This is a genomic window from Methylobacterium sp. 2A (assembly GCF_009806555.1).
Lineage (GTDB): Bacteria > Pseudomonadota > Alphaproteobacteria > Rhizobiales > Beijerinckiaceae > Methylobacterium.
Window position 1 is genome coordinate 279,242 of the sequence record NZ_VUOK01000003.1, and the last position, 25,574, is coordinate 304,815.

A 25,574-nucleotide genomic window follows, 5' to 3' on the forward strand; every position below is an offset into this window, starting at 1 on the left:
GAAGGGTGAGTCTCCAGGTGTCGTTCGGCCGCCTGTCGGGCTGCCACCAAGGTAAATGCCGGGGGCTTCCGCCATCGAGCAATGCCGGAGATCGAGCGACGGCGGTGATTTGAAGGCGGCGTATCGGGGCGGGTGTCCTGGCCTGCCAGAACCTCTCGGCGAGAGCGATCCGGCATGGAGACACCGCCCAACGTCGTCCGGCTTCGTCAGCCCGAGGACGTCGACGATCGCCCGGTAGAGGTGCTGCGCACCGGCGACCGCCGCCCGCTCGCTCAAGCTTTCGAGATGGAAGCGGACGTCGTCCCGAGCGCGATGCAGGATCTGCGGCTGCCGGAAGGGCGCGTCCGGCTTGTGCGGTACGGCCACGGTCCCGAGCGAGCTCTCCAGACTGGCATCGGCCTGAAGCCTATAGCATGCGTTCGCGTCCAGAAACACGGCTGGAACGGGTTTCTGGACCGGGGCCGCTTCACTTCGACGCTCCCGCCGAAATAGGCGCGGCGCATCGCTTCCGCGGATTGGGAGATCCAGGCAGATGCGACGCCCATGGCCGATTCAGGGGCGCGAGTCGGCGCAGGCGAGGAACATCACGATGATCAGGATGGGGGCGACGTCGTGGAGGCCTGAGACCGCCGCCGCGCCGACCGCGCCCGTCGCCCACAAGCTCTCAGCCGTGGCCGTACCCGACGTACGCCGGGCGCGCTGGAGGACCGCGCCGCCGCCGATGAAGCCTACGCCGGTGGCCAAGCCTTCGATGATGCTGGCGGGATTGCCGGGGTCGATCCCGACGGCCCGAATGGCGACCCACACGAAGCCGCAGGCGGCGATGGAGCCAAGGGGGAAGGTCCGAATCCCTGCGGAGCGCGCATTCCGCTCGCGGTCTCATCCGATCGGGATCGCGGGCGCCAATGAAGGGCGGATGAGGTGGGAGGCCACCGACCGCGCGTTCGTTTGGAACGGCGTCATGGCCAGGACCGGCATGCGGCGTCGCGACGAGAAAGGGGCGTGGTCAAGATGGGCCGCCCCGGGGGGACCGGCGGGAGCGTCCTCGGACCTACTAGAACCGCGATGATAACGGCCTTCAGTGCGGACAGGCGGCCTTGACACGGTTTGACGCGAACGGGACAGGTCTCGGTCGGCCGGCTCGGGGGGCGACCGCGCCCCGCGGCAGGGCGCGACGATCCCGTCGAGGGCCGGGAAGCCTGCCCTTGCATGGGCCGTCCTCGGCCGACACGGTGGAGGGTTCATGACGAGGGCGCCACACGCGGACAAGGCCGAGGCTCGGGCCGTCGAGGCCGGCCGACCTTGCGGCTCCCCTGCCGCACCCCTTCGGACAGCCCCCTGGTGGCCGGCGGCCAAGAGGTTCCTTGCCGCGGCCCCGACGGGCAGTCCCTCGCCGGCCGGCGGGACAGGCGCCTGATGGAGCAGGGCGGTGAACGGGGCGGGGCTTCCCCGACGGAGCACATCCTCCTCGTCGAGGATGATGACGGCATGCGCGTGCTCGTCGCGCGCATCCTTCGGGAGAGCGGCTACCGCGTGACGGGCTGCCGGAGCGGCGCCGAGATGTGGACGCTCCTGCCCGAGGTGCCCGTCGACCTCGTCCTGCTCGACGTCATGCTGCCGGGCGCCTCCGGATTCGACCTGCTCAAGGCCCTCAGGGTGAAGGGCACCGTACCCGTCATCATGCTGAGCGCCCGCAACGAGGAGGCCGACCGGGTCCTTGGCTTGGAGCTCGGCGCCGACGATTACATCGCCAAGCCGTTCGGACGGCCGGAGCTGCTGGCCCGCATCCGCGCGGTGCTGCGCCGCGCGACCATCGCGCCGGCTCCCAACGCCGCGGCGCGGCCGGAGACGCTGTCCTTCGCCGGCTGGCGCCTCGACCTGCGCAGCCGGGCCCTGACCGATCCCGAGGGAGCCGCCGTGGACCTGTCGGGGGCGGAGCACGACCTGCTCCTGGTCTTCCTGGAGCATCCCGGGCGGGTGCTCGGCCGCGAGCAGATCCTTGAGATGGGCCGCGGGCGCCTCGCCGCGCCATCCGACCGCAGCGTCGACACCCTGGTCAGCCGCCTCCGGCGCAAGCTCGAACCGCCCGAGGGCGCGGCCCCGGTGATCAAGACGGTGCGCGGCTCCGGCTACATGCTGGCCGCGAAGGTCGGGCGCACTTGAGGGGGCTGGCCGGCCTCGCCCGCAGCCTGGAAGGGCGCACGGTCGCCGTCCTCCTGTTGGCGGTCCTGGCCGTGCACGGCGGCGCGCTCGCGCTCTACCGCCGGTCGGCGTCGGCCGCCGCCGATGACGCGTTCGCGACCGAGATCGCCCACCAACTCGTCTTGGCGCGCGAGGCGGTGCTGCGCCGGCCTCCGGAGGATCGCGGGACCGAGGCGCAGGCGCTCTCTTCGGCGCATTTCGAGATCGGCTGGGAACGTGGGCCGCCAGCCGGGGCCGTCGGGACCGACCCGGCGCTGCTGGACCTCCGAGACCGTGTCCTGGAGGTCGAGCCGGTGCTCGGCCCGAAGCTTGCGTTGACCCTGGCCGCGCCGGACGAGCCGCTGCGCCAGCGGGACCTGCGCGGCGCCTTCCCGCTGCCTGACGGCGGCTACCTGACCTTCCGCTCGGCCCACGCGCCGGGCCTCGCCCGCCTGGGGGCCTGGGCCTACCTGGCGACGGCGATGGCCATCCTGGTCGGTGTCGCCGCCGTGGTCGTGGTTCACCGCATCGCCGGCCCCCTGCGCGAGTTGACCCGCGCCACCGGGCGGATCGGCCGCGGGGCGGTCGTACCGGTGCCGGAGGTGGGGCCGGACGAGACGCGTGGGATCGGGCGCGCGCTGAACGCCATGCAGGACCGCATCCACGGTCTCGTCGCCGAGCGGACCCAGGCGCTGGCGGCGGTCTCGCACGACCTGCGCACGCCCATCGCCCGGCTCCGCCTGCGCCTCGACCGGGTCGAGGACGCCGACGAGCGTCGCGCGATGGCGGCGGACCTCGACGAGATGCAGGCCATGGTCGAGGCGACCCTGGCTTACGTGCGCGGCGGCGACGACCCGGAAGCGCGGCAGGCCGTCAACGTCGCGAGCCTCCTGATGGGGGTGGCGGACGCCTCGGCGGACGCCGGCCGGGATGTCGCGTATGCCGGCCCCGGACGGGCGCTGGCGGAAGTGAGGCCGGTCGCGCTTCGGCGGGCACTGGAAAACCTCGTCGACAACGGCGTCCGCTACGGCGACCGGGTGCGCATCGCCCTGGGCTTCGAAGACGGTGACCTCGTGGTGCACGTCGACGACGACGGGCCCGGTATCCCGTCGGAGGACGTGGCCCGGGCCTTCGAGCCGTTCGTGCGTTTGGAGGCGTCGCGAAACCGGAACACGGGCGGGACCGGCCTGGGACTGACCATCGCGCGACGGGCGGTCGAGGCCGAGGGTGGCAGCCTCCGCCTGGCGAACCGGCCCGGGGGAGGCCTACGGGCCGAGATCCGCCTGCCTCGGCCGGGCGGGCGCGGTCAGGGCGGCGTCCCCCCGGCCGGCCCTCAGCGCGCGGTCGCCGGCGCGTCGGGGTGCGCGTCCGGCTGCGCCGACCGCGCGTTGGACACGTAGGCGCTGCCCGGCAGCGCCAGCGTCAGTAGCAGCGTGGCTGCCGCCAGCGCCGCTGAGAGCGCGGCGGGCACGAGGAAGGCGTCGGGCCCGAGCAGCCTCTGCAGGAAGCCGCCCGCGACCGCCCCCGCGGTCAGGCCCCCCCAGAGCGGGGCCTGGAGCCAGAAGGAGGGCGCGGGTTCGTGCAGGACCATGTTCGCGAGCCCGGTCCCGAAGCGCACGACCGTTCCCGTGACGTAGGTCAGCGCAAGGCTTCGGCCGCCCTCGTCCTGCAGCGTCGCGTTGAGGATCCCCAACGCCAGCACGACCGGGTACGCGTGAAGCGGGAACGCCTCCGGTCCCTCCGGCAGGAGGTTGCCGATGGACAGCAGCACGGCCTGGACGCCGAGCAGGACCGAGAGGCGCCACCGGCCGGCCCAAGCCGCCAGAAGCGTCCCGACGAAGGCGCCGAAGCAGAACAGAGAGATGGTGCTGCCGAAGCGCATGGCTCCCGGCCAGTCGAAACCGCTGGCCGCGACCCCGAAGCGGGTCGTGTTCCCGCTCATGAACGACATGAACAGCTGCGAGTGTTCGAGGAATCCGATCGAGTCCGCGGAGCCCGCCAGCGCGGCCAGCGCGATGGCGAGCGGCACGCGCGTCGCTGGGCTCGACGGGAAGGATTTGTCCATTCGTCACCTATGATCTTCGGGTGGGTGTTCCGGCCTCGCTCGGTCGCGCCGGGCTGCCGCCAGGGTTAAGGCCGCCCCGTGGTCGCGGCTTTTCCGGACGGTGACGAAGTGTGTCGACGCGATCGTCCGGGCTGCGACAGGCCCGGATGCCCGTGTGCGGAGCGGACACACTTCGTCACCGACGCGGCGACCGGCAGACATACGGGTCGTCTATCTCGGGTCCCGAAGCGGTCGGCCCGACCGCAGACCGGACAGGAGATGGACCCATGAAGAGGACGCTCACCGCCGCCCTCGCCGTCGCGACGCTCGCCGCGGCCGCGCTGCCCGCGCTCGCGATCGACGGGCACGGAAACGCGGCGAACCCCGAGCGCGCGGTCCCGAACACCGGCGGCGTCTCCGGCGGACCCGCCCACCGCGACGATCCGCGGGTCCGTGAGTCGCAGGAGCGGCGGTCCGACGGCACGCCGGCGCACGGCGCCAACGACGGCCACGCCCACGGGCACAGCCAGGACGCCAGCGGCAAGAGGTGACAGCCGCGCGGGCGGTGGAGGCGAAGGGTGGAGATGCCGTCATGCGACTGCTGCCCCTCCTCGTCGTCTTCGCGGTTCTCGCCGCGAGCATCGGCTACGCGCTCGCTTGAGCCGGCCCGCGCGACAAAGGGTTCACGGTGCGTCGTCTGCCCCTCAAGCGTGCCGTGGAACGCCCGCCCCGACGCCAGTCGGGGCGGGTACGTGGGGGCGCCCGGACAACCTTCGCTCCGGCCGGCGACCTGGATGGCGATGGCTTGCGGTCGAATCCTCTAATCGGTCATAAGGGCGGTGATGCCAGCGGCGCGGAGCCATAGGTCCTTCGGGGCGGTCATGGGGTGGTGGTCGACCGCCGCGCGCGCGCTCGCCCTGGTCCTGGCGCTCGCCATGGCGGCGCCGAGCGCCGGAATGGCCTCTGACCTAGCGTACCACCAGGGGCATCACGGGCACGGCCGCACGGAACTCGCCGTCGCGTCCGACGAGGGGGCGGCTGCGGATAGGGCCGCCGACCCGGGTGTGCACAGCCATCTCCATTGCGGCTGTCACCTCGCCGTCAGTCCGCATGGCACGACTGCGGCCACGCCTGTCATGGCCTCGCGCCTGAGTTACGCGCGGGTCGCCGCGTCCGTCCGCTCGGTCTTCCCGGACCGCCTGCCGAGGCCCCCGCGCGCCTGAGGCGACGCTGCCACGGGCGCGTCCGCGCGGAGCTGATCGCTTCCGGGGCGTCGCCGCACGTCACCCAGCATCAACGACGGCGCCGTCCCTGACGGCGCACGGTCTCGGCCGAGCGAACATCATGCGCATCTTTCTGACCGCGGTCCTCGTGGCCGCCGGCGTCTTTGCGGGCGCCACCCTTCCCGCCGTCTCCGGCTTCGTCCGCGGCCTCCTGACCGCGGTCGGCGTGCCGCCGTCGATGGTCACGTACGCCGCAGGGCCGGCTACAAGTGCCCCCGCCAAGGAGCCAGCCAAGGGACCCGCCGAGACCGCGGACGACGGCCACGACCACGGCAAGCCCTCGGCCGGGAAGGCCGACGGCCAGGCGCGCGGCGAGCACGAGCACTCCGAGTCGGAGGGCGAGGAAGGCCACATCAAGATGAGCGCCGAGCAGGTGGAGAACCAGGACATCAAGGTCGCCAAGGCGGAGGGCGGGACGATCTCCCGGCACATCCTCGCGCCGGGCACCATCACGCCGGACACCGACCGGATCGCCCGGGTCCCGGTCCGGGTCGTCGGCACGGTGTCCGAGATGCGCAAACGCCTGGGTGACGACGTGAGGAAGGGCGACGTCGTCGCCGTGCTCGACAGCCGCGAGGTCGCCGACGCCAAGAGCGAGTACCTCACCGCCATGGTGCAGTCGGACCTGCAGAAGATCAACTTCGAGCGCCAGCAGAAGCTGCTGGCGTCCGCGGCGGCGTCTCAGGCCGCGTACGACAACGCCAAGGCCGTGTTCCAGGAGAACCAATTGCGCGTCGACCTCGCCCGGCAGAAGCTCTCTGCGCTCGGCCTGAACGCCGCGGAGGTCGCCGCCGCCCAGAAGCGCGACGAGGCGACGCCCAACGCCTCGACGCTGCGCCAGTACGAGCTGCGTTCGCCGCTCGCGGGCCGGATCGTCGAACGCAAGGTCGACGTCGGCACCGCGGTGGGCAAGGAGGGCGACCCCGCCGACGTGTACACCGTCGCCGACCTCTCGACGGTCTGGATCGAGCTCTCCGTGCCGACCTCGGAACTCGCCAAGGTGAAGGAGGGCGCGGAGGTCACGGTCACCCCGGACCAGGGGGACGGCGAGCGGAAGGCCCGGGGCAAGGTCATCTTCGTCAGCCCGCTGCTCAACGCCGACACCCGCGCCGCGCGGGTCGTCGTCGCCCTGCCGAACAAGGACATGTCCTGGCGCCCGGGGACCTACGTCACCGCCGAGGTGGACGTCTCGCGCGACGACGTCGCCGTCCGCGTGCCCAAGGCGGCGGTCCAGACGGTCGAGGGCAAGAGCGTCGTCTTCGTGCGGACGCCGGAGGGGTTCGAGAAGCGCGAGGTCGAACTCGGCCGGTCCGACGACGACGCCGTCGAGGTCGCCTCGGGCCTGAAGGCCGGCGACGAACTCGCGGTCGGCAACACCTTCCTGCTGAAAGCCGAGCTCGGCAAGTCCGAAGCCGACCACGACCATTGAGGGGACGGACCATGATCGCCCGCATCCTCGACTTCTCCGTCCACCAGCGCTGGCTGATCCTCCTGCTGTCCCTGCTCGCCGCCGGCTTCGGCGGCTACGCGGTGACCAAGCTGCCGATCGACGCGGTGCCCGACATCACCAACAACCAGGTGCAGATCAACACGACGGCGCCGTCGCTGTCGCCGGTCGACATCGAGAAGCAGGTCACCTACCCGGTCGAGACGGCGCTCGCCGGCATCAAGGGCCTCGAATACACCCGCTCGCTCTCGCGCAACGGCTTCTCGCAGGTCACCGCGGTCTTCGCCGAGACCCTCGACATCTACTTCGCCCGCCAGCAGGTCGCCGAGCGCCTTGCCCAGGTCAAGAAAGACCTGCCGCCGGGCGCCGAGCCCGCGATGGGCCCGATCTCGACGGGCCTCGGCGAGATCTACATGTGGTCGATCCACTACGCGAAACCGGGCGACCGCAAGGTCTCGCAGGGCGGGAAGCCCGGCTGGCAGCCGGACGGCAGCTACCTGACCCCCGAGGGCCAGCGCCTCAGGACCCCGCTGGAGCAGACCGCCTTCCTGCGCACGGTCCAGGACTGGATCATCCGGCCGCTGATCAAGACCGTGCCCGGCGTTGCCGGGGTCGACGGGATCGGCGGCTTCGAGAAGCAGTACCACGTCCAGCCCAATCCCACGAAGCTCGCGTCCCTGGACCTGTCCTTCGCGGACGTCGGGCGCGCCCTCGACACCAACAACGCCAACCAGGGCGCCCGCTACCTGGAGGACAACGGCGAGGGCTACGTCGTCCGCGCCGCCGGCCGCCTGGAGAACATGGACGACATCGGCAACGTCGTGGTCGCGACCCGCGGCGGCATCCCGGTGCGGATCAAGGACATCGCCGAGGTCCGCATCGGCCGCGACCTGCGCACCGGCTCGGGCAGCGAGGACGGGCGGGAGGTCGTGGTCGGCACCGCGCTGATGCTGATCGGCGAGAACAGCCGCACGGTCGCGGCCGCCGTCGACGCCAAGATGGACCAGATCCGCAAGAGCCTGCCGCCCGGCGTCGAGGTCCAGACCGTCCTCGACCGGACCCGCCTGGTGGAGGCGACCGTGAAGACGGTGGCCAAGAACCTGTCCGAGGGCGCGACCCTCGTCATCGTCATCCTGTTCCTGCTGCTCGGCAACATCCGGGCGGCGATCATCACGGCGCTGGTGATCCCGGTCGCCATGCTGATGACCATGACCGGCATGGTCGAGGCGAAGATCTCGGCCAACCTGATGAGCCTCGGCGCCCTCGACTTCGGGCTGATCGTCGACGGGGCGGTGATCATCACCGAGAACGCCCTGCGCCACCTCGCCGAGAAACAGCATGCGCTGGGCCGGACCCTCGACACCGAGGAACGGTTGCAGACGGTGCGGGCCTCGGCCGAGGAGATGATCAAGCCGTCCCTCTACGGGCAGGCGATCATCATCCTGGTCTACGTGCCCCTGCTGACCTTCACCGGCGTCGAGGGGAAGATGTTCCAGCCGATGGCGCTGACCGTGATCATCGCGCTGGTCGCCGCCTTTGTGCTCTCGCTGACCTTCGTGCCGGCGCTGATCGCCATCGTCATCACGGGCAAGGTCACCGAGAAGGACAACCTGATCATCCGGGCGCTCAAGGGAGCCTACCGGCCTGTGCTCGGCGCCGCGGTCAGGGCGCCCTTCGCGTTCGTCGGCGGGGCCCTGCTGTTGCTCGTCGTCGCGGGAGCCTTGTTCACCCGGCTCGGCACCGAGTTCATCCCGACGCTGGACGAGAAGAGCATCGCGCTCAACGCGACCCGCATCCCCTCGACCTCGCTGAGCCAGTCGCAGGCTATGCAGCTCAAGGTCGAGCAGGTGGTCTCGAAGTTCCCGCAGGTCGCCTACGTCTTCTCGAAGACCGGCACCGCCGAGGTCGCCTCGGACCCGATGCCGCCGAACTCGTCCGACACCTTCGTGATCCTCAAACCGCAGGAGGAGTGGCCGGATCCGGAGCTGCCCAAGGCGGAGCTGCAGGAGCAGATCGAGAAGGCGGTCGGGCAACTCGCCGGCAACGTCTACGAGTTCTCCCAGCCGATCCAGCTGCGGTTCAACGAGCTGCTCGCCGGCAGCCGCGGCGACCTCGCCGTGAAGGTGTTCGGCGAGGAGTTCGAGCCGATGCTCAAGGTCGCCAACCAGGTCGCGGCCATCCTCAGGGGCATCGAGGGCGCCGAGGACGTTAAGGTCGAGCAGACGGCGGGCCTGCCGTTCCTGGAGATCAAGATCAACAAGGCCGAGGCGGCCCGCTACGGCCTCAGTACCGGGGCGATCCAGGACGTCATCGGCGCGGCGATCGGCGGCCGGGACGCCGGGGTCGTGTTCGAGGGCGACCGGCGCTTCCCCATCGTGGTGCGCCTCACCGACACGGTGCGCGAGGACCGGGAAGCCCTGGAGAACATCCCGGTGCCGCTGCCGCCCGGCCTGAACGGCCGGGCGACCTCGGTCCTGCTCAAGCAGGTCGCCAGCTTCTCCGTCGCGGAGGGGCCGAACCAGATCTCGCGCGAGAACGGCAAGCGCCGGGTCGTCGTCACCGCCAACGTCCGCGGGCGCGACATCGGCTCGCTCGTGGCGGAGGCCCAGGTGAAGGTCGGGAGCCAGGTGCAGCTGCCGCCCGGCTACTACGTGACCTGGGGCGGGCAGTTCGAGAACCTCGCCTCGGCCAAGAAGCGGCTCGCCGTCGTGGTGCCGGTGTGCTTCTTCCTGATCTTCCTGCTGCTCTACTCGGCGCTGGGCAGCCCGCGCGACGCGCTCCTCGTGTTCAGCGCCGTGCCGCTGGCGCTGACCGGTGGCATCGTGGCCCTGTGGCTGCGCGGGATGCCCGTCTCGGTGCCGGCGGCGGTCGGGTTCATCGCGCTCTCGGGCGTGGCGGTGCTGAACGGCCTCGTGATGCTGACCTTCATCAAGCAGCTCGTAGCCGAGGGCCGGCCGAAGCGGGAGGCGATCCTGGAGGGCGCCATGACCCGGCTGCGGCCGGTGGCGATGACCGCCCTCGTCGCGTCGCTCGGCTTCGTGCCCATGGCCATCGCCACCGAGACCGGCGCCGAGATCCAGCGGCCGCTCGCCACCGTGGTCATCGGCGGCCTGATCAGCGCCACCCTACTGACCCTGGTGGTGCTGCCGGCCCTCTATGCGCGCTTCGGCAAGGTCGAGCCCGCGAAGGCGGCCCAGCGGCCGGGCGAGGCGGCCCCCCGGCACCTCAAGGCGGCGGAGTAGGCGCGATGCGGGAAATCGCCGGACTCGCGACGGCCACCGCGCTGTGCGTCCTGAACCTGTCGCACGCGGCGCGGGCGGAGGAGGCCCCCGGCCGCGAGGCCCCGTTCGGTCTCGCCTGGGGCCCGGTCGCCACCGTGCCGCGGCCGCTCAAGGTCGACCGCGAGGCGAACCTGACCGGCCTTTACTATCCCAGCGGGTGGGGGCCGGCCACCGGATCGGAGACCGCGGAGGTGGTCCTGGTGGTCTGCCGGGACGAGGGACTCCAGGAGATGGTCTGGGTCGGCGTGCCCCTGTCCGGGGAGGCGCTGGAGCGTTCGCGCAGGACCATCCACGACGAGGGCGTGCGCCGCTACGGCGAGCCCGGGCCCGGCCCGTCGGCAGGTTCCGAGGTCTGGCCCGGCGGCCGTGCGCTCCTTGCCAGCCGCGGGACCGCCGACGGGCGGCGCCAGCTCGTGATGGCCGCCTTCGGCCCGGGCTACGCGGCCTGCTCGCAGGCCCATCGCGCCGCGACCGGGCATCCGGCCGGCGCGCACGTCGCCGACCTCATCGGGACGGACGGTCCGTGAGGCCGCCCCCCTCGCAACGCAGCACATCCGGAAGGTAGGCATGGGACACGGACACGCGCACGGCGGCGGCCATGGGCACTCGCACGGCGGTGGCATCCCCTCCGGCTCGGCGGCCGCCCGGAACAAGGGGCGCCTCGCCTGGGCATTGGCGCTGACCCTCACGTACATGTTCGCCGAGGTGGTGGGCGGCCTGCTCACCGGCAGCCTGGCGTTGCTCGCGGACGCCGCGCACATGGTCACCGACGCGGGCGGTCTCGCCCTGTCGCTGCTCGCCATCCACTACGCGGGCAAGGCCCCGACGCCGGGCAAGAGCTTCGGCTACATGCGCTTCGAGATCCTGGCGGCGCTCGCGAACGCCGTCGTGCTGCTCGGGGTGACCGTCTACATCCTCTTCGAGGCCTACCGCCGCTTCGTCGAGCCGACCGAGATCCTCGGCTGGCCGATGATGCTGGTGGCGCTCGTCGGCCTCGGCGTCAACCTCGCCAGCATGCGACTTCTGTCGGGCGGATCGTCCGAGAGCCTCAACGTCAAGGGTGCCTACTTCGAGGTCTTCTCCGACATGCTGGGCTCGCTCGGCGTCATCGTCGCGGCGCTCGTGGTGATGTGGACCGGCGTTCGCTGGGTGGACCCGCTGGTCGGGGCCGGCATCGGGCTGTTCATCGTCCCGCGGACGTGGCGCCTGCTGAGCGAGGCCCTGCACATCCTGCTGGAGGGGACGCCCCCGGGCGTCGACCTCGCGGCCCTGAAGGCCGAGATCGAGGCGATGCCGGGCGTCCGGCGCGCCTACGACCTGCACGCGTGGACGCTCACCTCCGGGTTCGACGCGATGAGCGGCCACGTGGTGGTCGACGACCCCGCCGGCGGTCCCGCCGTCATCCGGGCCGTCCGCGGGCTGATGAAGGAGCGGCACGGCATCGAGCACGTCACGGTCCAGGTCGAGGACGAGGCGCTCGCGGCCGAGGGCGCGCACCTGCCGGTGTGACCGGGGGCGTCGGACATGAGCAAGAAATCGGAGCGGCTCCAACCCGACTGGACGTCGAGGCCACGCGGCAGGCGACGCGTCAGGCCCTACGTCCGCAAGGCCGCCAACCGGGCGATGGTGGTCTACTCGATGGGGATCGCTGTCGCGCTGCTTCTGATCATGGCCATGAAGGGCAGGTTTCATTGAGGTGCCCGTCGTGGATCGGGATGTGCTCCGGCGAGGCCGGCCTTTGTCAATCGCGCGCGGGCGCACGGGAGGTTTCGGGGGCGATGCGAGGCGATAGATCATGAACAGCGAGCAGACGCATCACTTCGCGGTGACCACCACGGCGATGATCGCGGTATTGCGGACATCCACGATAGCGATGATGCATCTCGTCATGCAAAAATTGCCGCCTCACGAGCGGGAAGTGGTCTTCCGCGAGATCGCCAGCACGATCGGCGACCTGCCCCCCGACTACACCCAGGAGAGCCCGGTCGGGACGAGGTTCTACGAGGAGGTGGTGGCCGAGGCGCCGGAGCTCGCGAAGGCGTTCGCGCGGGACCTGCGCCGGACCTTCGACCGAAAGGATCCCTGACGCCGGGGGCCCGGTGCGGCCGGCCCGCGGCTCCCGGAACGGCGAAGATCGCCGCGCGACCGCCTTCCCGCCCCGCCGGGCGGACCTCGGTCCGATCGGGGGATGTCTCGGGGGGACGGCCCTCGGAAGTGCCATGAGGATATCGATGGGTTCGAGGGACCGACGTTCTCGGCGGCGCCGTTCCGGCAGCCGCGTCGATGGTGGGCCCGGGGAGCCCGCGCGGCCGGCCCGGCCCGCCACGGCCGTGCTCCTGGCGGGCGTGGCCGCAGCGCTCGGCGTCCCCGAGGCGGCCTTCCGCGATGGCTCGGCGGCGCTGGCAGAGCACGCCGAGACGGCCGCGATGTTGCAGGCGTGGCAGGGCCTGCGCCACCGGGCGGACCGCCAGGAGGTCCTGGCCCTCGCGCGCGCCCTGGCGTTGGCGCCCCCTGGCGGGCCGGGCCAATGACGACTCCTGTTCGGGGCCGCGGCGGACCGGCATCGCGGGCGACAGCTCGCACCAGCCCCGGCCGGCCGGCTTCGGAACGACATCCCAGAACCGAGCGGCGACGTTGAAGACGTTGCGCCCGCTCGCCGCCTCGCCGCCTCGCCGCGGACCGTGACCGCCGGACGCTCGCCGACCAGGGGCATGCCGCCTGCGCGCACCGCGGGGCCGACACGGACCTTCGACAGGTCGACGACCGAGTAGAGTTCGATCTCCAGGTTGTCCCGCCCGACCGCGGCCCCAGGGTCGACGCGGCGCTCGACGATCTTGCCCGCGATGTGTGAGCGGATCTCCTGACGCTCGCACTGTGCCTCCGGCTGGTTCGACAGGCGTCGATCTCGGCCGTGCCCGGGCCCGGGAAGATGAGCTTGCGCCGGGCGGCGTCCTCCCTGACCTTGAGGTCGGGTAGCTCGCCTGCGAGCGCAGGTACTGCCGCTCGGACATGATGCGCTTGGCACAGAGGACCTTGTCGCGCTCGAACACCGGCCTCCGGGGGGCGGCGGACACCCTGGCGACGGGGTGCTCGCCCTTCGATTCGGTGATCTCGCGGCCGTCGAGCGGGGTGACGACCTCGCCCTTCGCCATCCGGTCGCCGCGGCCCATGCGCAGCCTGGCGACCTCGCCGGTCGTCTTCGCCGTGATGGGCGCGGCCGGCATCCTGCGCCCCGAGCCGCCACGTCGCGATCAGGAAGCCGTCGGCGATGGTCAGCGGCGCGGGGAGGGGACGCCTGAACATGTCGATGCCATGGGCGGTCGGCCGCAGGCGTGGGCGCGCGGTGCCGCCGTTCGAGTGCAGGTACCGGACAGGCTTCCTCACGCCCTCAGTGGCTCGAACGGCTCCCGGACCCTGCCAGCGGCATGCACGGGCCGGTCGCCGACCGGGAACGTCGTGGCCGTCCAGGCGGCGCCCCCGGCGGCCGGAGCGAGAACGGGCATCGCGTCCTGCGCGCGGGATTGGGCGTGGTCGGCCAAGTCGTCCTCGGCATGCCGGCCCGCGCCATGGTCGTGGTCGGCGAACGCGTGCACGACAGGCGTCGTAGCCCCACGACGACCATCGACCATCGTCGGCATGACCAGGACGGCCATCGGCGCGAATGCGAGGGCCGCCGCCATGAGACGCCGCCACGAGGACACCCGACCCCCCTCTCTCGGAGCGAGCCAGCCGACGCCGGAACGTCGATTTCCCTTCTCATATCCTATCCGGGGGGATAGCACGTCGACATGGAACGTGCGCACGCCTCCCACCCGGACATCGTCAAGCGCCTGAGGCGCGCCAACGGCCACCTCGCCGGCGTCATCGCCATGATCGAGGAGGGCCGCGCCTGCGTGGACCTCGCGCAGCAGCTCCACGCGGTCGAAAGCGCCATCGCCAGCGCCAAGCGCGTCCTCATCGAGGACCACATGGAACACTGCATCGGCGACGGGGTCGGGGACGGCGGCACGACAGCCAAGGCCGCGCTCGCCGAGTTCAAGGCGCTGGCGAAGTACCTGTGAGGCTCGCCCGATGCTGAGCGTCCTCGCCGACCGTACCTACCGGCACCTCTACGCCGCGCAGGTCATCGCCCTGATCGGCACCGGCCTGCTGACGGTCGCACTCGGGCTGCTGGCCTATCGCCTCGCAGGCCCGGAGGCCGGCGCGGTGCTCGGCATGGCGCTCGCCATCAAGATGGTCGCCTACGTGCTGGTGGCGCCCGTGGCGAACGCATTCACCGGGCGGTTGCCGCGTCGCGCCTTCCTGGTTTCGACCGACCTCGTCCGCGCCGCCGTCGCCCTGATCCTGCCGTTCGTCGGCCAGGTCTGGCAGGTCTACGTCCTCGTCTTCGTGCTTCAGTCCTGCTCGGCCGCCTTCACCCCGACCTTCCAGGCGACCATCCCGGACATCCTTCCGGAAGAGCGCGACTACACCCGGGCGCTCTCCCTCTCACGGCTGGCCTACGACCTGGAGAACCTGCTCAGCCCGGCGCTCGCTGCGGTCCTGCTGACCGTCATCGACTTCCACTGGCTGTTCGAAGGGACCGTGGTGGGCTTCCTGTGCTCGGCGGCGCTCGTCGTCTCAGTCAGCCTGCCGAGCCCGAAGTCGACCGAGCGCCGCGGGATCTATGACCGGACCACGAGGGGTCTGCGCATCTACCTCGCCACGCCCCGCCTGCGCGGGTTGCTGGCCCTGAACCTCGCGGTGTCGGCGGCCGGCTCGATGGTCATCGTCAACACAGTCGTGATCGCGCAAGCCATCCTGCACCGGCCCCAGAACGACGTCGCCGTGGCGCTCGGGTTGTTCGGCGGTGGCTCGATGGTTGCGGCCCTGCTCCTGCCGCGGGCGCTCGACCGGCTGCCGGACCGGACCGTGATGCTGCTTGCGGCGGGTCTCCTCGGCGTCGGGCTGCTCGCCTTCGCCGCGACGACCTGGGGAGGCGTGATCGGCTGGCCGATGCTCCTCACGACCTGGCTCGTGCTCGGGGCTGGCTACTCCGCCGCCCAGACCCCGACCGGGCGGCTGCTCCGGCGCTCGGCCACGCCCGAGGATCGGCCCGCGGTGTTCGCGGCGCAGTTCGCCCTGTCTCACGTCGCTTGGCTCATCACCTATCCGCTCGCGGGGTGGCTCGGCGCAGAGGCCGGCCTGCCGGTCACGCTCGCGGTCCTGGCTGCGCTCACCCTGGCGGCCGTCGCGGCGGCGGCCGTGCTGTGGCCCGCCTCGGATCCGGACGTCGTCGAGCACGCGCATCCCGACCTCTCGCCCGACCACCCCCACCTTGCGGGCGCCGGCCGGGGCCGGCACGTCCACGCCTTCGTCATCGACGACCTGCATCCCCGGTGGCCGACGGCTAGGCCGGGCTGAGGCCGGCACGCACCGGGCGCTGCCGGCGGAACGCCAGGGCGCCGGTCCCAAGCCGTGCGCCCCATGCCGTCCACCGGGCGGGCCGCCGGCTGCGGGGAGGCTTGCTCGTCCCCGACATCTGCGTCTGACCGCGGTCTGCCGCAACGGCTGCGCATCCCGGTGGCCAGGCCGGCAGCCGCCCTGCGCGGGCCGGGCGGTGCTGCGCGGGACCGATGGGCGGGCGGCCAACTGTTCCGTCCTCGCATCCCGAAGCGCGCCGGAAGCGCGCCGCCGTTGCGGCCTGGCGGCGTCGTGGCGTCCGGGACCGTCGTTCGGTCAAGCCACCGAGCCACACTCCGACTCGGCCATCGGGTGCCGCCCGGCCTTGGCCGGGTGCGCGGTGGCCCGGGCCACGGCCCCGGGTGTCGGGCGCTTCGCCGCTCCCCACGAGATGCTGAAGGTCCGGCGTGGATCGGCTCGGACCGCATTCCCCTCGGTCGCCTGACGAGCCGAGCCGCGCGTGGCGTCCCAGGAAAGGGGCGGCACGTCCCCCGAGTGGCCATCCAACCCCATGACGCGCATCGAAGTCTCGCCCGCGAAGGACTTGAGCGTCCACGACCAGCGGGGGGACGACGATGCGTCCGTCCACGGGATCCCGCCCCGGGGCCGCGACGACGGGACGTTTCAGATGCCGTGTTTCCGCGCGCCGGGAATGGGCCGCGCCGCAGCGGCGGCGATCCGTTGCCTTGTGCCAAGAAACCGCGCGCGGCATCCTCAACACGGCTCATCGGTGGCCTCAGATCATGCGGCGGACGCGCGCGATCCCGGTCCCAGACGAGCATGACCGGAGCGGCTTCGGCGACATCACGCCGGTCCCGCCGCCGCCCGAACCTCGTGCGGCCCTCGCCGCCGAGGTCGCCGCGGCGCCGGTGTCGCTGCGGCAGCGCGCTTTCACGGACACGGCGACCGCCGCCGAAGGCAGGGCCGGACTTCAAGGGACCCCGGTTCCTGGCCGGAAAGGGAACGTTCCGCGTATGCCCGATCTGGGAGGATGGGTGAGCCGCCAGATCAGAATTGCTCGGAAGCGATCGCACGCCAGAAGCCTCAGGTGAGGGGTTCCAGCTGTCGCCGGATCTGCAGCTCACGCCGGGCCTACTCTCGAACGTCGTTTCGTGTGGCGGGATTTGCGATCTTGCGGTTCAGGCTATCGGTCGTATGGCCTTCGAAGGGTCGTTCCGACGTCCAACGTCGGCGGATCAACCCGATCATCGACTGCTTGGTCATTCTCGCCTTCGCGCCGGCTGGCGCTTCCCCATCCACTCGCAGGCAGCGCAATGATCGTAGCCGAGGCCGGTGTGATCACCCCCGGATTCCGGTCGGCGTCCACGACCCGGGAAAGGCGGCCTGCCCGCTTCCGACCCAACCGAGCCGCCGAGAGCGCTGGCAGCTCCCCTCATAAGCGGCTGTCCTTCTCGGCGTGGGGGCCGGGTGGAAACGGGTTTCGGTGTGTCGGTGCGAAGTTGTGACAGCGCGCGCGGTGCCGCGTGCGCTCACACGCGGAGGGCGGCGTGGACGGGGACCGGTGCCAAGGACCGCCATCACCCGCTCCGGACCGTAGGCCAGGACCAGGAAGCCCATCTCGGTCGCCTCGTTTCTCAACCGGCGCATCCGGAAGTGCATCGCCCCCATCCAACCTCAGGGAGTCCCGAACCGCGATCGCGAGGCCAAGGTTACCGGTGCCTCCCCTGGCGGCGATGGCCCTGCCCGACTGCGCGGTCCCGATGTAGGATCGGTAGGTTTCACCGTTCGGCCGCCTTCCCGGTCCGCGACCTCGCGGTGGGCGTCGAGGGCGACCGCGCGGCCCGCGTCGGTCCGCAGTCCGTGCCACAGCCGCAGCATTCGTCAGGACCGACCGCTCGTGGCGTCGCCCTGGGGTCGAGAACCGCTCGCGTCCGTTCATCGCGCGCGGGGAGCACGGCCGGACCATGCGACGATGATCTTCGTGACCGACGCTCGCGGGCGATGCGTCTACGCCTGCCCTGAGTGGGAGGCACTCACCGGCCAGCCAAGCACGGAGGCCCTCGATCGGGGGTGGGTCCTACGCGTTCACCCGGACGACCGCGGCACCGCCACCGGCATTCTCGATGAGGCCCTCGCGAGCGGGGCGGAGTTCAGCATCCGGTATCGCCTGCTCAAGCCCGACGATACCCCGCGCTGGGTTGGGGCGGGTGGCGTGCCCTCGTTCGGCATCGAGAACGGCGCGTTCATCGGCTATCTCGGCTCGATCACCGAACTGGCCGGGGGGGCCACCGATACGATCGCGGCCTATGGCAACGTCGGTCGGTTCGTGCCGCCCCCACCCCACCCGGCGACCATGCCGATCGACACCCTCGACCTTATCGCCGATCACTTGATCATCACCCATTCGCTGATCGAGGAGGACGACGGGGCGAAGGCAGCGCTGCCGGGCGCGCGGATCGCCCTACTTGAAGTTGGCCTTGCCCTTGCCGCCCGGATGCGGATGCAAGGCCGGTCGCTGAACTGACCGACCAGGACAGAACCCGCGTCGCGGCGGACTGGATGCGGTCACCGGACACGAAGACCCACCGCTACCCCTGGCCCTCCTGCGAACCGTCGCATGCGGCCTCGGTCGCCGGCCCGGACGGCGGCTCATCCGGCGCCTCGGCGCCCGCCGCAGCGGCCTCGACGGCGGACAGCACGCGATGGCGCGTCACCGGGTCGGAGATCGCCGCGAACGCCCTGACGAGCCTTGCCGTCTCCGGATGGCGCAGCAGGTCGAGGACCGGCGATACGCCCTCGATCGAGCCGACCGTTCCGACGAAGAAGGTCGCGACCGGGACGCGCAGCCGATCCGCGATGGCTTGCAGGCGATCGGCGCCGGTCCTGTAGCCCACCGCCCCGTCCGCTGGTCGGCGCCGAACGGAGGCATGGGACGCGGGGCCGAGAGCTGTTCGGTCCGCTCCATGAGCGGTCGGCGTTTCGGCGACGCCAGTGCTGGTCGCGCATCCACCGGTCGGGCGTTTAGTGGTGGGGCGCCACCTCGACTTCGGCTCGGTCGTCATGTGCGGTGGGGACCTACGGGCGATGGCCGAAGCCTGCCGCCCCGACAAGGTTCTCAAACCGCACCACGCCGGATGGAGTTTCGTGCAGCGCAACAATCCCAGCGTGCGTCTGTGGCATGGCCCGGTCGTTCGGCTTGGCGGCACGTCCACATCCTGCGTCGCGTCGATGGGTGGGGAGTGCCGCAACGTTCGGGGCCCCGGCCCCATCTGGAGCGGCCGCCTGCGTGCCCGACGTCCGAACGGCCTGGCAGCTCTCCGATGCGTGCGCATCCGCCTCGGCAGGCCCGAGCCGGCTGCGGCTGCGACGGTCAGCGAGAGGTCCCTTCGGTTCAAGGACGGACACCCTGAACGAGGGGTCGACGGTGGAATGCCGATGTCACCGCCAGCGAGCCGTCGACGATCCGCCATGAGCCCCCGGGGCTCGGCGAACCTGTCCACCGACCCGCGTCCGGTCGAGCGAGGGGCCCGCGGACAAGGCTTTGCGGGTTCCTCGGGGGGAATCCGGGCGCGGGCCGGTCGACGGCTCGGATCGCGCGTCGCTGCGCCCATGACAGTCCGCAACCTCCGGCGAACACCATCGGCTGAGCCGCTTCCACGCTGCCGGTCGTCGGCGCCGCGGTCGAACGGCGCCGGGGTCGGCCGGCGGCCCCGACGGCGGGCTCGGATCGATGCCGGACGCTGGGCCGGGGCCTCGCGCCGTTCCGCGGCGCCCTATGGCGCTGCGCGGCGGCGGGTTCCTGGCAACCGGTCGGCCACGGCCCCGGCGGACGGGCGCACGACCGGTCGGGAGCCCACTCCAGGCCCGGGTCGCGGCGGCCGTCTCCGCCGTGTGGCCGGCGTCGCGCGCGGGAGGGTTCCGACGTCCTCCCTGCGATAGAACGTCGGGCCGCCGGGCGACCCGGACCCGAAGGCCGGCCCGATCCCGGACCGCGACAGCCTCCGCGCCATCGCCGCCGCAGACGTCCCCTCGGCGCGCGCCAGCTCGCCGGCGGACACGAAGCCCTGCCGGAACTGCGCCCAGTCCGCGCGCGCCACCTCGCGCCGGTGCCGGTTCCGGAAGCCGCAGGGCGCGCGGCGCAGCCCGAGCCGGCCCGACGCGACCAGGGACCTCGCGAGCCCGCGGTCGCCGACCCGGGCCACGACCTCCGTCCAGGGGACGTCGTCGCTGGGCGCCCGTTGCAGCGCCGCGACGTCGGCGACCCGGAGGACCAGGCCGGGGAGCCCGGCCCGGCCGCGCACCCGTCCCCGGGGGGCAAGGCGGCCGTCCAGGACCGCCCGCACGATCGAGCCGATCGACGACATGCCGCGCCGCGCGGCCTCCGGCAGCGGGGCGCAGCCCGCGGGCACGTCGCGCAGGCGCGGCACCCCCGTGAACACCCCGACGGCGAGCCGCTCCACGGCGGCCCGGTCGAACCGGTCCTCGCGGACCTCGCGCCCGTGCCGGGGCAGGACAGGGACCAGGCAGCCGGCGGACACGACCGAGGCCATCCCTTCGTTGGTCAGGCCGAGCGCCCGCCGCGCCTCGGCCGACCAGCACGTCGCGGCGGCGAGGTCGGCCAGACGGGCGCAGTCCGCGGCGGCGTAGAGCGGTATCGGGCTCGGCCCCGGCGCCGGGACCGCCCCGAGAGACGCGAGCAGACGCTCGACGGTCGCCTTCTCCAGGCCGGTAACCCTGCTGAGACGGGCGACCGTCCCGAGGACCGGCTCCGTGACGGGCCGGCCGAGCAGGTCCCTGCCCGGTTGAAGGGGCAGGGACGCGATGGCGTGCGCGCGGAGCGCCTCGCGGACCGGCCCGTAGGCCGGGTCCCGCTCGTCGTGCACGAGCCAGCCGTAGAGCCGGCCGTAGGCCACGCCGGGGGTCAACTCGTCGCGGTCCGGCCGGGCCGTCGCCACCAAGCCGTCGAGGAAAGAGCGGAACGGCGAGGGGCCGCCCTCGAACGCCGCCATGCCGGCGGACAGCAGCGGGCCGGCGTCCACCAGCCTGGCGTCGCTCCGCGCGCGGCGTCCGTGGAGGCGCATCGCGCCGACGCGCTCGACGAGGGGGATGGCGGCGGCCAGCGACAGCGCGTCGAGCAGCGGGACCCGGCGCCGTCCCCCGAAGCCGAGGCGTCCGAGGACGTAGGTCTCGCCGGGGAATCCGGCCTCGCAGGGTGTGGTGGCGGGATCCGGCATGCCGGCGTCCCCCGCCGCCGCCGCGGCGAGGTCGGTCCCGTGCCGGGGGCAGCGCCGGAGGGAGCGGACGTCCCACCAGGCCCGGCGGAACGCCCGGGGGGGCGGCGCGTCGAGCCGTGCCGCGTCCTCCGCCTCGCACGCGCGGCAGCGTCGCCGGGCCGGGGGCGACCAATCGGCCCGCGCGACGATCTCGTCGCCGAGCCGGACCGTCGCGCCCTCGACCACGAAGGTGGCGGCCCGCAGGGCGCCGGCGTCGACGCCGGCCAGCGCGGCGACCCGGTCCGTGTCGCGCCCCGCCACGACCGACCTCCAGTCCAGGCCGTTGGCGGCCGCGAACGCCGCCGGGCTCCCGGCCCCGTACCGCCGCGAGAGGCGTTCGAGCAGGGCGTAGGCCGGCTCGCCGCTGCCCGGCGCCAGGTGCAGCGGCAGGCGGGCCGCCGGCTCGGGCCTACTTGCCATAGCTCGGCTCCGGGACGCCGCCGGTCCCGCGCAGGCGGGTCAGGTCGCCCCCTGCCGGCGTCGCCGGGCGCCGGAGCGCCCTGCACACCGCGTCGGGTTTCATGAGGAACGGGTTGGCGCCGTCGCCGCGGCGACGCCAGCGCTCGTAGGCCACGGCGAGGGTGTCGTCGACGCAGTTGTGACCGGCCTTGAACGACATCTCCGCGGCGAGGTGGATGAGCTTGGACGCGAGGCCGACATAGCCGTCCGTCGCCAGCCGGAAGCGGTCGACCTTCTCGGCGAAGCCGCTTCTTGCCCGGAAATGCAGGGCCACGAGTTGGTCGTCGTAATGATTGAGGAAGTCGGCGAACTCCTCCCGGGCGGCCTCGCCGGCGAACGGCGTCATCGGCAGCTTCGCGCCGCGGCGCTCGAATTGCTTCCAGCGATCGAAGAAGGTCATGACGGACGGCTCGCCCGCCAGCACGAGCTGGATGTCGGTCTCGTTCAGGAGCGTCTTGAGGGTCTCGGACACGGTGCGCTCGTGCCTGTCCGTGCGCGCCAGGTTCACGATGTGCTGGAACTCGTCGATCTTGACCACCCGCACCCCGCGCGCCTGCGCGACCTTGACGAACTGCCGCATCAGCATCGGCTCGGACGGCCGGTCGCTCGCCTCGTACCCGGCCACCTGCGACAGCATCTTGACCAGGAGCGCCTTCATGCGGCCGGGCGAGGGCGCGTCCAGGCGCAGGACCGGCAGGGGGTCCGCCCAGCTCGTCTTGACGTCGGGGAAGTCGACCGCCGTCAGCTCGCGGTCGAGGACCCAGCTCTTGCCCGCCCCGGCCTCGCCGCCGATCACCAGGACGTTGCCCCGCTCCCGCCGGCGCGCGCGGTCGCGCAGCAGGCGCATCTCCCGCTGGGCCTCCCCGTACGCCACGGTGGGGACGTGGATGCGTTCCCGCATGGCCAGGACGAAGGCGTCGAGCCGGGCGGCGTTGTGCGGCGCGTCCCAGTTCGTCCTGCCGCCCCCCGCGGGGCCGCCGGGCGCGGCCGCGCCGGAGGGGGGCGCGGATCCGGGGACCGGCTCGCGGGAGGCGTGGGCGTCGGGCGTCATGGCGTGTGTCATGGGTGTCGTCCTCAGTCGTAGTATTGCGAGCGGGTGGCCACGGAGCCGCGGCGGGCCGGCGCGCCGGCAGCCTCGGCGGGGGAATGCGTCGCCGCGGCGGACGGTGCCTCGGCCGCCTCGGGCGTCGGCAGGGCCGCGACGGCACGGGCCGGCCGGGCGGCGTCGGCGAACTTCTGCTTCCCCCTGCCCAGGGGCTTCCCGGCGCGGTCGTCCCGGCTGGCCCGCTCGAACATCTCCACGCGCGCGTCCGCCAGCGTCTCCCGACGGACCCGCTCGGATTCGGGCGTACGCTCCTTCGACCGGTTCCTGAGCCGCTTCCACATGTCGAGGTCGAGGCCCTCGATCAGGTCCGGCTCCTGGCAGGTCGCCCGGATCTCCACGTTGGGCTCGACCGTGTCGTCCCAGACGGTCATCGTCGTCAGGTCGAGCGGGTCGAGCGCGCACCGCCACTTCCGCTTGCGTCCGTGGAGCTCCCGCAGGCGCTCCAGCTCGGCGCAGTCCCAGTGCAGTTCGAGGTACTCGATGCCGGTGTCCTGGATCGGCTTCAGCAGCGGCAGGGCGGTAGCCACCACGACGTCGCGCGCGCTGGGCGGCATGTCCACCCCGAGGGGCGACATCTCCTGCCAGACCTCCATCGGCGTCCTGTGGAACAGCCCGCGGTGGTTCTTCTGATGGTAGTAGGCCGCCACCCAGATCGCGAACAGCACCCTGATCTCGCCCATGGTCATGCGGGCGCGGTCGTGCGGGCGGTAGTCGCCGCGCCGCTCCGGGCTTCCGAACGTTCGGCCGGGCATCGTTGCGAAGTTGCGCTGGACCTCGCCGAAGAAGCGCTCGACGCGCCCCTTCTCCCAGGGCGCCCGCCGCGGGCAGTAGAGCAGCTCGAAGCCGAGCTTGGCCGCCGCGGCCTTCAGGGCGAGGCTGTGGAACTCCTTGCCGTTGTCGAGCCTCAGGACCTTCGGCATCCCGAAGACCGGATTCACGACCGCGCGCCCGTTCACGCTCACGTCTGCCTTCGCCGAGAGCATGCTGCGCAGGCACAGCATCACCGACACGTACGAGGGGGGATCCAGCGAGATCGACCATCCCACCACGCATCGCGTCGCCGTGCAGATGGCGAGCGTCAGCCAGGGCCGCCCGGCGATGCCGCGCTTTCGCCGATGGGAGCCCTCCTCGGTCTCAAGCGGTTCGCCGCCGCGGTCGCGCACGACCGTCACGTCCAGGAGGACGTGATCGATCTCGATGACCTCGCACGCCTTCTTTGGCGAGGCCCGGCGCCGCTTGGCGTCGAAGCGCATCGCCGCCTTGCGCGGCTTGAGCCGGGCCTCGGCGAGCTCGCGGGCGCCGAAGCGCCCCGTGACGAAACGGTGGAGCGCCGTCTCCGTGAGCGGCGTGAGCCTGTCGCCGGTCTCCCGGTTGTGCTGCTGGACGCGCCCCGCCACGTACTCGTGGAGCAGGCGGATCGTCGGCCCTTCCTCCTGGCGGTAGAAGGTCCTGACGGCTTCGGCCATGAGGTCGACGAGGGCGGGCGCCAGCTCCCTGGGCTTGCGCCCCTTGCGATCGTCGAGCCGCACCAGGGCGGAGGGCTCGCGGCCGGACCGCTCCCAGCGCCGCATCCAATCCCGCAGCGTGGGGGCGGACGGCGTGGCCTCGGCCCTCGCCTGCTTCCGCGCCGCGGCGTCGGGCAGGAGGCCCGGGACGCCGGCCCGGCGCCGCCTGAGGCTCGCCACCGCCCGGGCCACGGACGCGTACCGGCGTGCGTTGCGCCGGAACAGCGTTCCGTCGCCGTTCTTCCGGCGCTCCTCCAGCCCGTCGATCGTCATGACGTAGTCCAGGCGGCGCTCGGCCTCCGCCTGCCTGTGGTCGGGGAACTCGGACAGGCTCCGCCGCAGGTTCTCGCGGATGCCGGCCGGCAGGGCCGGGTGCAGCTGCCTCGGGATCACGAACTTCCCGGAGAAGTAGAGCGACGCGATCTCCTTGGATCCGTGCGTCACCGTGCGCCCGTCCACCTCGCTCCGGAACACGCAGCCGGCCTGCTCGCGCGACATGTACGTATGCGTGACGTCCTCGATCCTGACCGACGAGCCGAGGGGGAAGTTGATGAAGGGCACGATCATGGGTCGCTGCCGACTTGCTGGGCGGTGGGCGCGGGAGGGGATCGACGGCGACGGGTGCGGTCCGGGCGGCCGGGACGGCCCGCCGCCGGGACGGGCGATCAGGCGCGCCGGTCCCGCTCGGCGCGCCGGGCGGCGCACAGCAGCAGGGCGATCGCCCGTGCCGGCCGCGCCATCTCGCGCTCGGTCCAGACGACGAAGCCGATCCCCCGGGCGTGGAGGGCCTCGCGGACGGCCCTGTGACGCGCCATCGTCCCGGGCCGACGGGCGAGGCGCCGCGGCTTGACCTCGACGTAGGCGATCCCGAGCGCGGTCAGCGCGCCGAAGTCGGCGGTGTATCGGCGCGGCGTCCCCGCGTCGTCCCACGACTCGGAGGCCGGTTGCTCCAGGTAGTCGGAGACCTCCCGCGCCTCCTCCAGCAGGATCGCGGCGGTCCGTTCGAGAAGGCTTTCGTAGGCCACCATCCGCCCCGTCTTCCTCGACGGCCGGAAGCCGCTGAAGGTGTCGCGGCGGCCGGTCACCAGGCGGCGCCGCAGGCGCCGATAGCCGGGGGGCGGCGCCGCGGCGGCCGGATCCGCGGCGAACGCGCCGCGCCAGGTCGCGAGGGTGCCGGCCGCCTCCTGCGGCCGAGGCCGACCCTGCGGGAGGACAGCCGGGGGTGTCCCGGAGACGGCCGGGCCGGGCCGCCCGCCGTCGGGGGCGGCCGCGACCGTCCGGTGGCCCGAGACGTTGCGGCACCAGGACGCGACCATCCCCGCCGGGGAAACGGCGACATGGATCCCGGTCGCCCGCTCCCGGAACAGGTATCCGTCGGCGATCGCCCTGACGAACTCATGGGTTTCGGCGGCGAAGGGGGTGGCACACATGGCGTGTCTGCTCTCGGTCATGGCAAGATCCTGGATCGGCGGCGGCGATCCCGAGGGTGGGGGCGGTCGCGGCCGTTCCGTCGGGGCGAGGTAGGCCCCGGCATGCGATCCGGGGCGCGGCGGGCGGCGCCCCGCCGACCGACGGTCGGCGCAGGCGGGACTG

At 72.5% G+C, this 25,574-nt stretch carries 20 protein-coding genes and 2 pseudogenes; 14 read left to right on the top strand and 8 right to left on the bottom strand.

What is annotated here, in order from left to right; translation table 11 throughout:
* Positions 1 to 174: 174 nt before the first annotated feature.
* Positions 175 to 489, top strand: a pseudogene (locus tag FVE89_RS01515) (IS256 family transposase); the annotation flags it as partial.
* Between the two features lie 63 nt (positions 490 to 552).
* On the opposite strand, the pseudogene FVE89_RS01520 reads toward FVE89_RS01515, so the two are convergent.
* Positions 553 to 867 (bottom strand): annotated as a pseudogene (locus FVE89_RS01520) (MgtC/SapB family protein); the annotation flags it as partial.
* A 549-nt stretch (positions 868 to 1,416) separates the two neighbouring features.
* On the opposite strand from FVE89_RS01520, the gene FVE89_RS01525 reads away from it, so the two are divergent.
* Together FVE89_RS01525 and FVE89_RS01530 are read left to right on the top strand one after the other, a co-directional pair.
* Entirely contained in the window at positions 1,417 to 2,163 is a 747-nt protein-coding gene (locus tag FVE89_RS01525) for a response regulator transcription factor (protein ID WP_024828438.1), read from the top strand.
* Positions 2,160 to 3,581 carry an ATP-binding protein gene (locus tag FVE89_RS01530; protein WP_083374422.1) on the top strand — a complete coding sequence of 474 codons (1,422 nt, stop codon included), beginning with the start codon at positions 2,160 to 2,162 and terminating at the stop codon, positions 3,579 to 3,581. Before FVE89_RS01525 ends, FVE89_RS01530 begins: the two co-directional genes overlap by 4 nt.
* Here FVE89_RS01530 and FVE89_RS01535 read toward each other — a convergent pair.
* Positions 3,515 to 4,246, bottom strand: a complete 732-nt coding sequence (locus FVE89_RS01535) for a YoaK family protein (RefSeq protein WP_043075184.1) — start codon at positions 4,244 to 4,246, stop codon at positions 3,515 to 3,517. The genes FVE89_RS01530 and FVE89_RS01535 overlap by 67 nt on opposite strands.
* A 266-nt stretch (positions 4,247 to 4,512) precedes the next feature.
* Between FVE89_RS01535 and FVE89_RS01540 the strand changes: the two genes are divergently transcribed.
* From FVE89_RS01540 to FVE89_RS30750, 8 genes are all read left to right on the top strand, one after another.
* Positions 4,513 to 4,776 (top strand): hypothetical protein, encoded by a 264-nt coding sequence (locus FVE89_RS01540; protein ID WP_024828435.1) that lies wholly within the window; start codon positions 4,513 to 4,515, stop codon positions 4,774 to 4,776.
* A gap of 793 nt (positions 4,777 to 5,569) precedes the next feature.
* Positions 5,570 to 6,937 (top strand): efflux RND transporter periplasmic adaptor subunit, encoded by a 1,368-nt coding sequence (locus FVE89_RS01545; RefSeq protein ID WP_071000282.1) that lies wholly within the window; start codon positions 5,570 to 5,572, stop codon positions 6,935 to 6,937.
* An 11-nt stretch (positions 6,938 to 6,948) separates the two neighbouring features.
* A complete protein-coding gene (locus FVE89_RS01550) occupies positions 6,949 to 10,197 on the top strand; it encodes a CusA/CzcA family heavy metal efflux RND transporter (RefSeq protein WP_043075181.1) in 3,249 nt (1,082 codons plus the stop codon).
* Positions 10,198 to 10,202: 5 nt separating this feature from the next.
* Positions 10,203 to 10,763 (top strand): threonyl-trna synthetase, encoded by a 561-nt coding sequence (locus FVE89_RS01555; protein WP_089231486.1) that lies wholly within the window; start codon positions 10,203 to 10,205, stop codon positions 10,761 to 10,763.
* 40 nt (positions 10,764 to 10,803) lie between these two features.
* Entirely contained in the window at positions 10,804 to 11,745 is a 942-nt protein-coding gene (locus tag FVE89_RS01560) for a cation diffusion facilitator family transporter (RefSeq protein ID WP_043075180.1), read from the top strand.
* 15 nt (positions 11,746 to 11,760) lie between these two features.
* Positions 11,761 to 11,931 (top strand): hypothetical protein, encoded by a 171-nt coding sequence (locus tag FVE89_RS01565; protein WP_159392781.1) that lies wholly within the window; start codon positions 11,761 to 11,763, stop codon positions 11,929 to 11,931.
* 100 nt (positions 11,932 to 12,031) lie between these two features.
* Entirely contained in the window at positions 12,032 to 12,322 is a 291-nt protein-coding gene (locus FVE89_RS01570; RefSeq protein ID WP_024828429.1) for a hypothetical protein, read from the top strand.
* A 145-nt stretch (positions 12,323 to 12,467) separates the two neighbouring features.
* Positions 12,468 to 12,767: a hypothetical protein gene (locus FVE89_RS30750; protein ID WP_127992114.1), complete on the top strand. Its 300-nt coding sequence runs from the start codon at positions 12,468 to 12,470 to the stop codon at positions 12,765 to 12,767.
* An 849-nt stretch (positions 12,768 to 13,616) separates the two neighbouring features.
* Here FVE89_RS30750 and FVE89_RS01580 read toward each other — a convergent pair.
* Positions 13,617 to 13,916 (bottom strand): hypothetical protein, encoded by a 300-nt coding sequence (locus tag FVE89_RS01580; RefSeq protein ID WP_071000283.1) that lies wholly within the window; start codon positions 13,914 to 13,916, stop codon positions 13,617 to 13,619.
* A 108-nt stretch (positions 13,917 to 14,024) separates the two neighbouring features.
* On the opposite strand from FVE89_RS01580, the gene FVE89_RS01585 reads away from it, so the two are divergent.
* The 3 genes from FVE89_RS01585 (at position 14,025) to FVE89_RS01595 (ending at position 18,163) form a co-directional block, all read left to right on the top strand.
* Positions 14,025 to 14,297, top strand: coding sequence for a metal-sensing transcriptional repressor (locus tag FVE89_RS01585; protein WP_024828426.1), 273 nt, complete (start codon positions 14,025 to 14,027; stop codon positions 14,295 to 14,297).
* A gap of 10 nt (positions 14,298 to 14,307) precedes the next feature.
* The gene (locus tag FVE89_RS01590; RefSeq protein ID WP_071000284.1) at positions 14,308 to 15,639 is read left to right on the top strand and encodes an MFS transporter; all 1,332 of its coding nucleotides are present in this window, start codon (positions 14,308 to 14,310) and stop codon (positions 15,637 to 15,639) included.
* A gap of 1,972 nt (positions 15,640 to 17,611) precedes the next feature.
* The gene (locus tag FVE89_RS01595; RefSeq protein ID WP_043075177.1) at positions 17,612 to 18,163 is read left to right on the top strand and encodes a PAS domain-containing protein; all 552 of its coding nucleotides are present in this window, start codon (positions 17,612 to 17,614) and stop codon (positions 18,161 to 18,163) included.
* Positions 18,164 to 18,227: 64 nt separating this feature from the next.
* On the opposite strand, the gene FVE89_RS01600 is transcribed toward FVE89_RS01595, so the two are convergent.
* From FVE89_RS01600 to FVE89_RS01620, 5 genes are all read right to left on the bottom strand, one after another.
* The gene (locus FVE89_RS01600) at positions 18,228 to 18,533 is read right to left on the bottom strand and encodes a hypothetical protein (RefSeq protein ID WP_024828423.1); all 306 of its coding nucleotides are present in this window, start codon (positions 18,531 to 18,533) and stop codon (positions 18,228 to 18,230) included.
* Between the two features lie 879 nt (positions 18,534 to 19,412).
* Complete coding sequence (locus FVE89_RS01605; RefSeq protein ID WP_071000285.1) at positions 19,413 to 21,332, bottom strand: TniQ family protein; 1,920 nt, start codon at positions 21,330 to 21,332, stop codon at positions 19,413 to 19,415.
* Entirely contained in the window at positions 21,322 to 22,434 is a 1,113-nt protein-coding gene (locus tag FVE89_RS01610) for a TniB family NTP-binding protein (protein ID WP_083374423.1), read from the bottom strand. The genes FVE89_RS01605 and FVE89_RS01610 overlap by 11 nt, the downstream gene beginning before the upstream one ends.
* An 11-nt stretch (positions 22,435 to 22,445) precedes the next feature.
* A complete protein-coding gene (locus FVE89_RS01615) occupies positions 22,446 to 24,548 on the bottom strand; it encodes a DDE-type integrase/transposase/recombinase (RefSeq protein WP_071000286.1) in 2,103 nt (700 codons plus the stop codon).
* Between the two features lie 98 nt (positions 24,549 to 24,646).
* The gene (locus FVE89_RS01620) at positions 24,647 to 25,432 is read right to left on the bottom strand and encodes a hypothetical protein (protein ID WP_071000287.1); all 786 of its coding nucleotides are present in this window, start codon (positions 25,430 to 25,432) and stop codon (positions 24,647 to 24,649) included.
* Positions 25,433 to 25,574: the final 142 nt, after the last annotated feature.